Below are 12,610 nucleotides of genomic sequence, written 5' to 3' on the forward strand. Positions count from 1 at the left end.
GCCCGGCCGGGTCGCCCTCGGGGCGTTGTGCCTCGGTCTGGTCCTCGCCGTCGCCGGCTGCGCGAGCGGTGAGAGCGGCGGAAGCGGCGGGAGCGGCGGAAGCGGTCGCGGGCCGGAATCCCCGCCCGCCGGCGCCGACGCGCCCTCCGCGGCCCCCGCGGCAAAGGCCCCGGGGCCGAGCGCGCGGCTGCCGATCGCGCGCTACAGCCTCACCACCGAGGAATCGACCCTGCTCTCGAAGGCCGAGCGACGGGCCATGGCCGCGTGCATGAGCCGCTACGGCCTCCCCTACGACACGGTCTCCGAAAGCCCGGCGGGCTCGTCCGACCGCAGGTACGGAATCCTGGACAAGACCGAGGCGCAGACCCGCGGCTATCACCCCGCCAAGGGGTCCGACCTCGGGCTGAAGAGGCCTTCGGACGAGGCCTGGCAGGTCCTCACGGGCGACGTCGGCACGTACAAGGGGCACGAGGTTCCGAAGGGCGGCTGCGTGGCGGAGGCGGGCAGAGCCCTGCGCGGCGACGCCGAGCCGCCCGCCGCGGCGAGGACGGCCCAGGAGATCTCGGTCAGCGCGTTCGAGGAATCGCGTTCCGCGCCGGAGGTGAAGAACGTCGTCGCCGACTGGTCCGCGTGCATGAAGGGCAAGGGATACACCTACGCGTCCCCCCTGGACCCGGCGGACGACTTCACGGGCCGGCCGAGCGCGACCCCGCAGGAGGTCTCCACGGCCGTGGCCGACGTGGCCTGCAAGGAGGAGACGAAGCTGGTCGACACGTGGCTGATCGTGGAGGCCGGGATCCAGCAGACCAAGCTGGCGGCCCACGGTGACGCACTGGCGGTGCTGGAAGAGCGGCACAAGCAGCAGGTCGACGCGGCCCGCACGATCCTCGCCCGGGCGGGGGAGTAGCGCGCGCAACCCGCCGGAAGGGCAAGCCGACGGCAGTCGACGTGTCCTTCCGGCTTCTCGGACCGGGGATCCGGCCGTCGCTCGCCCCCGGGACGTGACGGTGGATCGGCGGCGCCGGGTGCGGCCTCAGTGGTTGACGTCGACCACGATCCGGTTCGGAGCGGTGAGCTTCGAGATCCGGTACGAGGAGTGGTCGCCGAGGGCGAGTCCGATGTTGAACTCGCGGGCCTCGGGGTCGGTGGCGCCGGTGAGGCCCTGCCCCTTGAGGCTCTTGAAGTTGTAGTTCTGGTACTTCGGGCCCGTGTACACCGACTTGAGGGTGGTGAAGTCGAACCCGGTCGCCGGGGACAGCTTGATCTTCAGGTACTGCTTGCCCGTGATCGGGATCACCTGCCCGCCCGCCTCCTCACCGCAGCAGGTCAGCGGGGTGGTCTGGGTGGTCGTGGTCCACTGCGGAATCGGCCCTTCGCCCAGGTCGATCACGAAGCGGTCGAAGCCCGGGTGGGTCGCGGCGCGGACGCCGAGTACGCAGGTCCCCTGGCAGTCGGGGGCGGCGGCCGTGGAGGCCGCCTCCGCGACGCCGGCCGGCGCCGCGAGCGCGGACGCCTGGGCCTGGGGCACGGCTGCGCACAGGGCGCTCGCCGCGACCGCGACGGTGGACGCCAGCAGGCGAATTACCTTTTTGGAATGCACGAGAAAACTTCCCCTCATCATGCTCGTATTGCGCGAATTGGTCTCATGGCGACATGCGGTCCGGGGTCGCGTACGCGAAGTGTGACTTTGTGGTTCGGGGGTTCGTTCGCCTTGCCGGATTCGGCGATCCGAAAGCCGATCCTCGTGTGCCCGTACCTCCCCCCGTATTCGGCGTGGACGACGTGAATGCCGTCGAGCGGGGGGATGGTGTGCGTCGGCCGCGCGGCGAGATGGACCGCTGTGCCGACCGGGCGGAACGGCGCGCGCGAGGTGGTCGGTCATGCGCTCGCGAGCCGTGTCACCGGCGCGCGGTCGGCTCGGATCCGACGTGCGGAACGGGCTTCGCAGTGCTCGGCGGAGGTTCCCCCCGTCCCGCCGAGCACGTGCGTCAACGCGCCAACCGCTCGCGGTGGTCGTGCCGGCCGGCGGCTTCGCCGATCTCGCACAGGACCACCAAAGGCGGCTGTCTGCCGGGACCATACCCATAAGTAGCCCCAGGCAGGAGGGGTTTTCCCGGGGTGCGGGCCGCGGACCGGCGGCCGCGGCCGCTCCGCGGGGCAGGGGACCGGCCGCCGTCGCCGTGGGGGGCCCGGACGCTGCCGGGCCCTTGGGGCGCGGGCTCGGGCCGGGCCTGCGGGCGGTCGCGGGCGGTCGCCGGGGCGTCCGGATCCCGCTGCGAGATGTCCGGTTCCGGGCTGTTCCGCCGATCGATCAGGGCGCGTTTCACGCCGTTTGAATTTGGCTTGAATTGTGCGGTGTGCTGGCGAAAAATAGCCAGCCGAGCAGGCCTGGAAAGTGGAGGTGGCACATCCGGAAATAGGTGTGAGATATGGCTCATCTCCCCACCTCAAGTGTTCCTCAGATACGAGTTGGGCGGCTTGACTCGATGTGCATTCGCAATGAAGATCGATGGGTGCAGAGGGGGACTGCGCGATGCGGCTCAGTCGTGTGCGTCCCCTTCGTGGCAAAGAGATCTACCAGGGGGAATTGCCGTGAAGTTCCAAGTGCTCGGACCGGTTGAGATAGAGACAGAGGACGGGGCCCAGGTATCGCCGAGAGCACTCAAGCTCCGCTCCCTGCTGGCCTATCTCTGCGCCCATCACGGCGAAGCCGTGTCCTCCGGCCGGCTGATCGAGGCCCTCTGGTCCGGAACCCCTCCCCAGACCGCCTCCACCGCCCTGCACGTCTACGTGTCCAAACTGCGCAAGCACCTCCAGGCCCTCGACCTCGACGCCGCGGCGCTCATCACCACCCAGCCGCCCGGCTACAGACTGCGGCTCGTCGGGTGCGATCTGGACGTCTACGAGTTCGACAGACTGCTGGCGGTGGCCCTGGAGTTCCGTCGGGCCGGTGACCGGGAAAGCGCGTCGAAGACCCTGGACCGGGCCATCTCGCTCTGGCGCGGACAGGCCCTCGAAGACCTGCGCGCCATACCCGCCTTCGAGTCCCTCGGCCGGCGGCTGGACGAGCGCCGCTCCTTCGCCCACGAGCAGCGGTTCGAACTCGAACTCGAACTCGGCAACCACAAGGCCCTCGTCGGCGAGATCTACGCCCTGCTCGACGACCGCTCCACGTGGGAGAACCTCTATGCCTACCTGATGGTGGCCCTCTACCGCAGCGGTCGGACCGCCGAGGCGCTGGCCACGTACAGCAAGGTCCGGCGCAACCTGGTCGAGGACCACGGGATCGAGCCCGCCCCGCGCCTCCAGCGCCTCCAGCACGCGATCTTGACGCACGCCCCGGCCCTCGACGACTGTGGCGCGGATCAACTGGTCGGCGTCAGCGCCGCGTGAAGCGGCGCGCGGCCCGCCGCAACGAGCAAGAGGAGAGCCACTGATGGTCGGGTCGCGTGTCGCCGGGCATTCCCCCGCCGTTCCCTGGTGGCCGCTGCTGCGGCCGCAGGAGGACGTCGCGCCCCGCGCACGCCTCCTGGTGTTCCCGCACTCCGGGTCCGGCCCCAGCACGCTCTACCCGGTCGTCGAGGCGCTGCCCGCGCACGTGGAGGTGCTCGGGCTGTCGCTCCCCGGTCGGGAGCGCCGCTTCGGCGAGCCTCCGGGCTGCCGGCTCGACCAGGTCCTCGACTCCGTCACCGACGAGGTGCTCGGCCGCGACCCGCTGCCCACGGTGGTCTTCGGGCACAGCCTCGGCGCGCTCCTCGCCACCCGCGCGGCCCTCCTCCTCGGCGGGCAGTGCCGGGCGGCCGTCGTCAGCGGCCAGGTGCCCGGCGGGACCCCGCGCCGGGCCCATGCGACGGCCACTCAGGAGGACGCCGTACGGCTGCTGCACGAGGGCGGGGGCACGCCGCAGTGGGTGCTCCAGGACCCGGAGATGCTGGCGCACGTCACGCGGGTGCTGCGGGCCGACATCGCGCTCAGCCGGGAGGCCGCCGCGGGATTCGGGGACGTACGCCTCGACGTGCCGCTCCACGTACTGGGCGGCACGGCGGACCCGCTGGTCCCGCACGAGCCGCTCGACGGCTGGGCCGCGCACACGAGCGGCCCGTGCCGGGTGCGCCGTTTCGCCGGAGACCATTTCTTCCTGCTCGCCCAGGAGAACAAGGGCGAGGTCGGGGACATCCTGCGCCGGGCCCTCGCCGCGGAATTCTGAGAACCCGGCCCCGCCGCCGCTCCGCCCCGCCCGTTCAGCCGCCCTGCGGCCCGGCGGCCGAGGCGGCGCGGCTCTTCACGGTCGCCGCATAGGTGTCCACGTATTCCTGTCCGGACAGCGCGGAGATCTCCTGGGTGATCCGGTTCGTCACCGCGCGCCGCGTCCTACGGTCGGACTCGCCCCCGGAATGCTCGGGGAACGTCATCGGGGTGCCGAAATGCGCCTCGAAACGCGCGACGCAGAGCCGCTTGGCGCCCGCCGGATGCACCCGCTTGGTGCCGACGAGGCCGCACGGGATCACCGGCGCCCCGCTGCGCAGCGCTATCCACGCCGTGCCGGTGTTCCCCTTGTAGAGGCGGCCGTCGGGCGAGCGCGTGCCCTCGATGTGGCCCGACAACCACACGCCCGCCGACGGCCCCGGCCACCTCCTCGCCCCGCTGGAGCGCACGGTGGAGGAGATCGCCGACGTGCTGGAGTCCGTGCTGCGCGGCAAGTCCACGCTGTCCACGGCCCAGGCCACGGTCTCCTGACAGGTACGGGACGTCCTGCTGCACTGGACCCGGACCGTGTACGGCACTTCGGCCGAGGCCGAGGTGCGCCACCACGTCGACCGCTGCCTGCCGCCCGGCCCGGTGACCGACGCCCTCTCCTCCGCGTGGCGGCTGGAGACCCACCTGCACGGCAACCGCTTCGACTGGCAGCGTGCCGTCTCCCCGGTGCCGCCCGCCGGCTCCCCCGGGGACCTCCGCGCGTCGGTCCGCGTTCATGGCGCGCGACCAGCTGTGGGCCCGGCAGGGCAACGTGCGCAACCCCTACAAGGCGGCCGCCGACGGCGTCTGGCGCGACCTGCGCCAGGTCCTCTCGTACGCGGTGGACCACGGGGGCCTCACCGCCGCCTCCCAGCGGCACTTCCTCCAGCGGTACGTGCGCCACCACAACCGGCTCGCGAACGGCGCGGCCCCCGAGATCATGGCCAGGATGGCCGCCCTGATCGACTGCGGGCTGCTGGACGTGGGCGCCCGGTCCTTCCTGCTGTCGGCGCTGCGCCCGAACGCCGACCACTACGTCATGCGGGACACGCTGGTGTGGCTGGACCGCTTCTGGCCGAGGACCACGGCCCGCTGACCCCACGGGCCGCCGACCCCTCCCCGGCGGCCCGCGGAAACACCGATGGGCCCCCGCATGACGCGGGGGCCCATCGGCACATCCGTATGGCGCGTGTTCAGAACATGTCCCGGACGATGCCGAGGGTGATGAACGCCGCTGCCACCAGTACCCCGATGGCGATCAGCCCGGCCCGGCGCCAGGCCGGCACCGTGCAGACGGCGACGAGCGCCGGGCCCAGCGCCAGGGCGATCAGGTTCACCGCGTTGGTGTCGGGGACGTCGCGGGGCGCGAGGGGCCCGATGATGGCGATCGCGTACGCCTGGAGGCCGAAGGCGGCCGTCGTCACCGCCTTCCGCGGCCGTACCCCCAGCAGGGGCAGGGCGATGGCGAAGACGATCACGGCCAGGACCGCCCACGAGAGGACGCCGGTCAGCGGGTAGGGCGTGAGACAGACCGATGTGCTGTCCGCGCAGGTGCGCTTGTCCTCGGCGTCGGCCCACTGCCACAGGCCCAGTGCCAGCCACCCCGTGAGGGCGCCGGTGAGGGCGGAGCCGAGTACACCGTAGGCCTTGTTCATGGAGCGAAGCCTTTCAGAGGAACGGGCAGGGGCCCTGAGTACGGATACTCAGGGCCCCCACGACCGCTCGGTGTTACTTCATTTCCTTGAACGTGTCCTGCAGGGAGTCGGCGTACAGCCGGGCACCCGAGATCTTCGGGTGGAAGGATTGCGCGGAGGTCGGCAAGCCGTCCTCGTCACCCGGGGTCTTGTCCGTGACGATGCCGTGGACCGACTCGGGGCTTCCGCAGATCGCCTTGTTCAGGAAGTTGTCCGTGGGATCGGAGAACCACGCGTTCACGCCGAAGTTGGCCCGCGCGTCGGCGACCGCACCCTTCATCTCCGTGACGAGCAGTCGGCCGATCTCGTTGATCCAGGGCTGCTCGTCCCCGTTGATGCCGGGAATGCAGATGGTGCCCTCGAGGAGGGGCGGGTAGCCCATCAGCACGATCTTGGCGTGGGGAGCCCGGGCGGCGATCTGCGCGAGCGTGGTCTGGATCGAGGGACGCACCGACGTCTTGATCAACCTGGGCTCGGTGACCTTGAGCGGCTCCGACATGTCGCTGAGGTTCGCGTGCTGGCAGTTGAGGAGTACGGCCGCGTAGATGCACTCCTTGATGACGTCGGTGAACCGCGCGTCGTTGCCCCCGATGGACAGCGTCACCAGGGTGGTGTTGTCGTCGAGGTACCCCTTGTCGATCTGGGGGAGCTCGCCGTACGAGGACTGTCCCTTCTTGCCCTCGGTGTTGGTCGGGCCCAAGGGGTCGGCGGAGAGGATGTTCTCCGTCTGCGCTCCGGAGCAGGCGATCAGGTGGTAGTCCATGTTGCCGTCGCGGTCGTCGGACATGGCTCCGATCGACTTGGAGTACCCGGGCAGGGTGGCCTGGCGCGACCACGCGTACTTGGACCGGTGGCAGGCGTTGCGGAGCTTCTTGTCCTTGCCGAGGACGTCGGTCTCCTTGTAGTAGTCACCGCCGCCGGAGGCGGAGGCACCCTCACCGGAGGAGTACGAGTCGCCCATGGCGACCACGAAGTTCGCCGGCTTGGCAGCGAGCGGCTGGAAGCCGACGGCGTCCCAGGCGATGTCCTCGGAGCCGTCCCCGTCCTTGCTGTGGTTGTCCAGGACCACCTGAGGGGTGCCACGGGTGAAGTTGAAGACGCCGAGGTCGGCCCACTTGTTCTCCATCACCCGCTGCGGCTGCACGCGCACGGCGCTCTTGGAGTCGGTGCCCTTGACCTGGTAGGAGGCCTGGCGGGTGTGCGCCCCGTGGTCCGGGACGTGGACCCAGACGCGCATCCAGCCGCGGTCCGGCTTGTTCAGCGTCCAGGTGCCGGTGGTGAGCAGCTTGGCGCCCTCGGCCGTGTTCTTGTCACGGGTGTGCGTGAACCAGAAGTGGTTGCGGAAGCCCGCACCGACCTGGTGTGTGTCGATCTTGCCCGGGTAGGCCCCGCCCGACCCGGTGAAGGTGAACTGGAAGGTTCCGGCCGAGACGTTGTTGGCGCAGTTGCGTGCTCCACCGGCCGGGGAGAACCCGTTGGGCAGGTCGTCGATGACGTGCGTGCCCTCGGGGAGGCCGATGGTGCAGCGCGGCGGGTACGAGGCCTCGTCCGGCTGCTCCGGATAGGTGTCGTTGAACCGGTGGACGGGCGTACCGCACTGCGCGTCCTTGCAGTTCTTCCAGGTGGCCGGCTTGTTGTACCAGCACTTCAGGTACAGCGGGTCCTTGGTGTTCGGGTCGCCGGGAAGCAGGCAGGCGCCCTGACCGGTCTTGTTCGAGTCGGTGTCGCTGATCTTGGAGCGGTCGCAGTCGTTCGACGTGTCGCAGAACAGCCCGATCGGCGGCATCGCGCGGGTGCGGTCACCCGGGTTGAGCCACCAGGCCTCGCGGAAGCCGGCGCCGAATTTGCCCGGCTTCTCCATGGCCTCGATCGGACGGGCCGCCCAGCCGATCACCTTCTCCTGGTACGGCCAGTGCTGCGGGTTGGCAGCGTGGTAGTACGCGTTGCCACCGCTGGCATCCTCCAGGAACGGCGTGCGGTTCGCCTTCCACAGCGGGTTGGCCGGGTTGTTGGTCCAGCCCACGCCCCACTTGCCGCTGTTGGAGCCCGCGGTCGACTTCGGGTGGTATCCCGCGTTGTACGCCCACAGGGCGTACGTCCAGTTCTCGATCCACTTCGGGTGGCCGTCGTTGATGACCAGCCCGTCCCGGCGAGTGGAGTTCCACTTCTCGATGAGGATGTTGACGCCGGATGCGATGTTGGCCGCGTAGTCGAGCGCGACGGCCTCCTGCTGGACGACGGTCTTCGGGGTCTCCCCGGTCTTCTCGTGGCCGTGCATGCGCATGCCGTCGGTCACCTGGGTGATGCCGTAGCCGCAGTCCGAGTCAGCCCAGTCGATGGCCCACGGGTCCTGCTGCTGACCGTTGGAGGCGTACTTGACCCCGTAGAAGTTGCCGATCAGGGAGTTGGCGGTGACACCGGGCACGGCGTAGCGCGTGGCCTGCCACATGTTCGACTCCTGCGCGGTGATGCCGAGCAGGACCTGCGAGGGCACGTGCCACTCGTCAGCGCGGTCCGGAGTGCCGTTGGGGTCGCCGTCCAGCGTGGTGAGCGGGAAGAGGGACTGCGGCGCGTAGGCCGCCATGCCCGTGTTCTTCCAGTTCGCCGGACGCGTGGCTCCCTTGTTGAGCCCGCCGATGACGGTCTGGTTGACCGCCCACTCGACCTGCCGCGGCGTGGGCTGGAAGGCCTGCTTGCGGGGGTCGTTGCGGGGGACCGAGCAGAACCGGTCGGCGTCTACGGTGTCGTTGGCCGGAGCCGCCGCCGCTGCCGAGGAGACGGCGGACGGCGCGTTCTTGGCGTTCGGCTTGGCGGCCGGCTTGGCGCCGCCGGCGTTCTCCAGGGCGGGGGAGGTGCTCTGGCCGTCCTGGAGGGACTTCTCGCCACCGATCGGGTCGGCGGTCGGGAGGGCGTCGAGCTCGACGGTCGTGCCCGTGTCCATGGCCTTGATCGTGGTGCGCGCGGCGCGGGCGCTCAGCGCGTCCTCGGGGCGCAGCCGGGAGTCCTTGCCGTCGGCCCAGCGGGTCATGACGGTGGCCTGGCCCTCGCTGGAGACCGTGGCCTCCTTGGCGATGCCGCCCGGGTTCTTCACGGCACCCGGCAGCTTGCCGGTGTTCGTCGCCGTGCCGGTGACGAACACGGTGCCGGACGGGGTGCGAGCCAGGTCGAAGGCCTCCAGCTTGCCGGTGGCCACCTGGGTGCCCGCGGCCTTGCCGTCGGCCTGCTTGACGTCCGCGGCGGTGACCCGGCTGACCTCGCCCGTGGGCTCCGGCGCGGCGGGGCCGCCCTTGGCCGAGGGGGCGAGCAGCCCGCCGGGCTTCCCGGCGGGCTTGGCGCCCGGCTGGACGCGGTCGATGAAGGTGACGCCGCCCTCGGCGTCGGCCATCAGCTGGAACGGGATCGCCGAAGTCCGCTTGATCGGGAGGACCTTGGCGTCCTTGGAGTCCTTGCCGTCCTTGGCCACCTTGACCAGGGTGGGACCCTGGGCGGCGACGATCTCGCCGTTGACCGGGATCGCCGAGGTCACCTGGCCGGGCACCGTCAGGAAGTCGGCCTTGGCCGTGGGCGCGTCGATGCTGACGAGCCGCGTCTCGTTCTTCGCGGCCGTCTCGTCGGCGAACTGCGAGAAGACGGCCGTGTCGCCCGTGCCGCAGCCCGGGGAGAAGTAGCCGAGGCTGGCCTGCATCGGCAGCTTGGTGATCTGGCCGGTCCGCAGGTCGACGACGGCGGTGAACGCGCCGCGCGCCATCAGCTCCGGCTTGTTGGTGAACGTACGCGGCGCGTACGCGACGGCGGCGTGCGTACCGGACTGGGTCAGGCAGGCGTTGCCGATCCAGGTGTCGGTGTCGAAGCCGGGCTCGGACAGCGTGGCGGCGGTGCGCCACTTGTAGCCGTCCTTCTCGTCGGCGAGCAGGACGTGGAAGCCCGTGCCGTCGCCGGACGTGGTCCACGCGCGGTCCTTCGACCCGCGGTAGTCCTTGCCGAGGGCCGCGGAGCGGTCCTGCTCCGGAACGGCCTCGGGCTTGGGGACGTCACCGCCGGGGGTCTTGGCGCTCGGGTCGGCCGTCGCGTTCGCGGGCGGGGTCGGCGCCGGGGCGGCGAGGGCCTGCGAGGTGGCGATGCCGGCGGCCATGGACAGGGTGAGGGCGGCGGTCACGGGTATCCGTGCCCGCCTCAATCTGTTGCGATTCACTCTTCGCTCTCTGGGTTGCAATGTACATGTCACGACCATGCGCGTCGGGGGCTCCGCCGTCCGGCGCGGCGTGCTGCCGGACCGGAGGGGGCCGCCGGACGGCGGGTCGGTGAGTCGGTGAGTGGGTGCGCGGGGCGGCTAGTTGCAGGCGCCGACGCCGCGCATGTGGTCGACGACGACCTGGCCGGCCTTCTTCATGTACGAGTAGACCGTGCCGCACCAGCCCTTGTTCTGGTACACGGGACCGGCGTAGGTGGTGAAGGTGCCGAAGTCCTCGGTGTCCGGGGTGCTGGTGTAGTTGTCCTTGAGACGGACGCCCATGTACTGGGCCGAGCCGGTCTCGTTGTGCAGGACGGCACAGACCGGCCGGTCGTTGAGCCGCGGGCCGGTCTCCTGGCCGTTGGTGTAGACGTAGATCGTCGCGTAGCGGCGGGCGTCGGGCAGCCGCTCGGCCAGGACGATCTGGTCGTAGCCGGCGCCGCACACGGTCGAGGCCGCGGCGGCGGCCTGCTTGTTCGCCTGCACGAGGGTCTTGGTGGACGGCGAGGCGTCGGCGGCGAGGGTGAAGTGCTGCCCGGGGGTGTCGGCGATGGCCGCCTGGGGGGCGACGAGGCCGAGCGCCGCGAACGTGGTCGCGGTGGCGAGCGTGATCCGCAGCGAGGTCTTCATGGACATGGGGTGGTCACTCCTCTGAATTGCCATGATGTGGCGCGAGCGAGGAGGAGCGGGCCGCCGTTTGCTCAGAGTCGGCCCCCCCCGACGATCGCTTGGGGAAGCTACCAAGGCCGATTCCTGGAGGAATTTCACATAAGGCCGATATCGCCGGGGCGCCGGAAGGGATTTAATCGCCGTGCACGAACCGGCTTTAGCCGGCGGATAGGGGCGGTGCATCGCATTCAGGCCACGGGCGTGGGAATGGCCGGAGTCACGCTGGCGCGTGACCCCGGCAAGGGCTCCCGGATCCAGGGCTCCCGGATCCGGGGCTCCCGGATCTAGGGCCGGGTGATGCGGACCTGGTAGCTGCCGTTGCGCAGCTGCCCCACCACCGAGATGCTGATGCCCGCCTTGTCGTCGGTGAAGGTCTCGCCCGGCCGGAACGGGGCGTCCGACAGCTCGGCGTGCACATTGGGCCGGCGCGTGCAGCCGCCGCTCGCGCCCGCGCTGTCCGACACCGTGATCGGGCCGTGCCCGGTGTCCACGTCGGAGTCCACCTTGTAGACGAGGACTCCGGGCTTGCAGACGGCCTCGTCGTTCCCGGCCCGGGTCCGCAACTCCACCGCGTACCCGGCGCTCTCCGAGAGCGGGACGAAGGCCAGTTTCGTGCCGCCCCGCACTCCCAGCGGGGAGAGGGTGTGGTCACTGGTGCCCGGCTTGGACGCGCAGCTGATCTGCGTGCTGTCGAGCCAGCCCAGCTTCCACTTGTGCCAGCCCATCAGGTCGTTGTTGGCACCCCAGTCCTCGCTCATGATGTCCCAGTGCCCGACCGTGCTCCCGCCGTCGGAGGTGTAGAGGTCGGGCAGCCCGAAGACGTGCCCGTTCTCGTGCGGGAGCACCCGGTAGCCGGTCTCCCGGTAGGTTCCGGAGCCGTCGTCCTGCCGGCTGTAGACGAAGGACGTGTTGGCCAGCGGCACCCCGTCGGCGACGGGGGCCTCGCCGTTGCCCGAGAAGGTCACCGACAGGACGGTGTCCAGGGCGGACGGCCCGGCGTTCGGCGTGACCAGGATGTTGATCAGGTCGTACCGACTGAAGTCCACCTCGGGGTCGGCGGCCTTCGCGATGTGCTCGACGAGCTGCCGGTAGCCCGGCTCGTACGGGGACCCGCGCTCGATCCCGTACGCCGCGAAGGGCATCGGCATCCGCAGCCACGTGCTGATCGGGGCCTCGGGCCGGTAGGTGAGCCGGCCGTACGAGCTGGTGCGGAACCAGTCGGCGGTCTGCGGGAAGAACTCCGCCAGCCGGTCCGCGGCCGTGCCCTCGCCCTTGGCGTCGGGGAAGTCGACCATCAGGTTCAGGGCGCGGACCTCGCCGGTGGAGCGCGAGTACCCGGGCGGCGTCGGCAGGCCCTCGGACATCTGCACGCCCATCGTGCCGGCGATCCGGCAGGGCGCGAGAGCCGATTCGACGGTCGTGGCCACCGGGCCGGCCGCCGAGTTCCCGCGATTGGATATCCCGGTGCTGGCGGTCGCGGAGACGCCGAGGGCCAGCGCGGTCAGGCCGATGAACGCGCTGGTGCGGCGGGGCTTGCGTATCCGGTGGCGGGTCTGCGGCATGGAGATCGCCTTCGGGTCCGCGGCAGCCGGCCCTGTCCCGGTCTGCGCTCTGTGCGATCACCCTCCGACGGGCGCGGCGCGCCCGCGCGCGGGGAGAGGCCGAACGTGCGCGCTGCTGTGACTCAGGTCACACGGGCGAGTGAAATAACCGGGGACGGGTTCCCCGTTTGTACGTGAGTCCCGCAAAGCGGGGACCGGCTCCCCGTTTGGGTGGGCCG

At 70.7% G+C, this 12,610-nt stretch carries 11 protein-coding genes; 5 read left to right on the forward strand and 6 right to left on the reverse strand.

The genetic code is table 11. The features are described from left to right. Positions 1-25 precede the first annotated feature (25 nt). A complete protein-coding gene (locus tag ACFYZ4_RS13520; protein WP_390783953.1) occupies positions 26-907 on the forward strand; it encodes a hypothetical protein in 882 nt (293 codons plus the stop codon). A gap of 126 nt (positions 908-1,033) precedes the next feature. On the opposite strand, the gene ACFYZ4_RS13525 is transcribed toward ACFYZ4_RS13520, so the two are convergent. Further along, complete coding sequence (locus ACFYZ4_RS13525; protein ID WP_351293465.1) at positions 1,034-1,600, reverse strand: hypothetical protein; 567 nt, start codon at positions 1,598-1,600, stop codon at positions 1,034-1,036. A gap of 992 nt (positions 1,601-2,592) precedes the next feature. Here ACFYZ4_RS13525 and ACFYZ4_RS13530 point away from each other — a divergent pair. Together ACFYZ4_RS13530 and ACFYZ4_RS13535 are read left to right on the forward strand one after the other, a co-directional pair. Continuing rightward, positions 2,593-3,393: a BTAD domain-containing putative transcriptional regulator gene (locus ACFYZ4_RS13530; RefSeq protein ID WP_351301959.1), complete on the forward strand. Its 801-nt coding sequence runs from the start codon at positions 2,593-2,595 to the stop codon at positions 3,391-3,393. A 43-nt stretch (positions 3,394-3,436) separates the two neighbouring features. Further along, entirely contained in the window at positions 3,437-4,207 is a 771-nt protein-coding gene (locus ACFYZ4_RS13535) for a thioesterase II family protein (RefSeq protein ID WP_384342614.1), read from the forward strand. Positions 4,208-4,241: 34 nt separating this feature from the next. Here the strand turns inward: ACFYZ4_RS13535 and ACFYZ4_RS13540 are convergent, their stop codons facing one another. After that, positions 4,242-4,604, reverse strand: a complete 363-nt coding sequence (locus ACFYZ4_RS13540; RefSeq protein ID WP_390783954.1) for a lysophospholipid acyltransferase family protein — start codon at positions 4,602-4,604, stop codon at positions 4,242-4,244. On the opposite strand from ACFYZ4_RS13540, the gene ACFYZ4_RS13545 reads away from it, so the two are divergent. Both ACFYZ4_RS13545 and ACFYZ4_RS13550 read left to right on the forward strand, forming a co-directional pair. Next, a complete protein-coding gene (locus ACFYZ4_RS13545; protein WP_390783955.1) occupies positions 4,591-4,737 on the forward strand; it encodes a hypothetical protein in 147 nt (48 codons plus the stop codon). The two genes, ACFYZ4_RS13540 and ACFYZ4_RS13545, sit on opposite strands and share 14 nt — an antisense overlap. A gap of 235 nt (positions 4,738-4,972) precedes the next feature. Beyond that, positions 4,973-5,332: a hypothetical protein gene (locus ACFYZ4_RS13550; RefSeq protein WP_390783956.1), complete on the forward strand. Its 360-nt coding sequence runs from the start codon at positions 4,973-4,975 to the stop codon at positions 5,330-5,332. A 97-nt stretch (positions 5,333-5,429) separates the two neighbouring features. Here the strand turns inward: ACFYZ4_RS13550 and ACFYZ4_RS13555 are convergent, their stop codons facing one another. The 4 genes from ACFYZ4_RS13555 to ACFYZ4_RS13570 form a co-directional block, all read right to left on the reverse strand. After that, positions 5,430-5,891 carry a hypothetical protein gene (locus ACFYZ4_RS13555; RefSeq protein WP_351301971.1) on the reverse strand — a complete coding sequence of 154 codons (462 nt, stop codon included), beginning with the start codon at positions 5,889-5,891 and terminating at the stop codon, positions 5,430-5,432. A gap of 73 nt (positions 5,892-5,964) precedes the next feature. Beyond that, a complete protein-coding gene (locus ACFYZ4_RS13560) occupies positions 5,965-10,086 on the reverse strand; it encodes a NocE (RefSeq protein WP_390783957.1) in 4,122 nt (1,373 codons plus the stop codon). A gap of 174 nt (positions 10,087-10,260) precedes the next feature. Next, positions 10,261-10,797, reverse strand: coding sequence for a hypothetical protein (locus ACFYZ4_RS13565; protein ID WP_351301977.1), 537 nt, complete (start codon positions 10,795-10,797; stop codon positions 10,261-10,263). A 317-nt stretch (positions 10,798-11,114) separates the two neighbouring features. Continuing rightward, entirely contained in the window at positions 11,115-12,392 is a 1,278-nt protein-coding gene (locus tag ACFYZ4_RS13570; RefSeq protein WP_351301980.1) for a M6 family metalloprotease domain-containing protein, read from the reverse strand. Positions 12,393-12,610 lie beyond the last annotated feature (218 nt).

Source organism: Streptomyces sp. NPDC001513 (assembly GCF_042894695.1).
In the GTDB taxonomy this organism is placed as follows: Bacteria; Actinomycetota; Actinomycetes; order Streptomycetales; family Streptomycetaceae; genus Streptomyces.

Bases quoted from the DNA above. Each gene is read 5' to 3' on its own strand.
- ACFYZ4_RS13550 (WP_390783956.1), top strand. From the start codon at position 4,973: ATGGCGCGCGACCAGCTGTGGGCCCGGCAGGGCAACGTGCGCAACCCC.
- ACFYZ4_RS13535 (WP_384342614.1), top strand. From the start codon at position 3,437: ATGGTCGGGTCGCGTGTCGCCGGGCATTCCCCCGCCGTTCCCTGGTGG.
- ACFYZ4_RS13570 (WP_351301980.1), bottom strand. From the start codon at position 12,392: ATGCCGCAGACCCGCCACCGGATACGCAAGCCCCGCCGCACCAGCGCG.
- ACFYZ4_RS13545 (WP_390783955.1), top strand. From the start codon at position 4,591: ATGTGGCCCGACAACCACACGCCCGCCGACGGCCCCGGCCACCTCCTC.
- ACFYZ4_RS13555 (WP_351301971.1), bottom strand. From the start codon at position 5,891: ATGAACAAGGCCTACGGTGTACTCGGCTCCGCCCTCACCGGCGCCCTC.
- ACFYZ4_RS13565 (WP_351301977.1), bottom strand. From the start codon at position 10,797: ATGTCCATGAAGACCTCGCTGCGGATCACGCTCGCCACCGCGACCACG.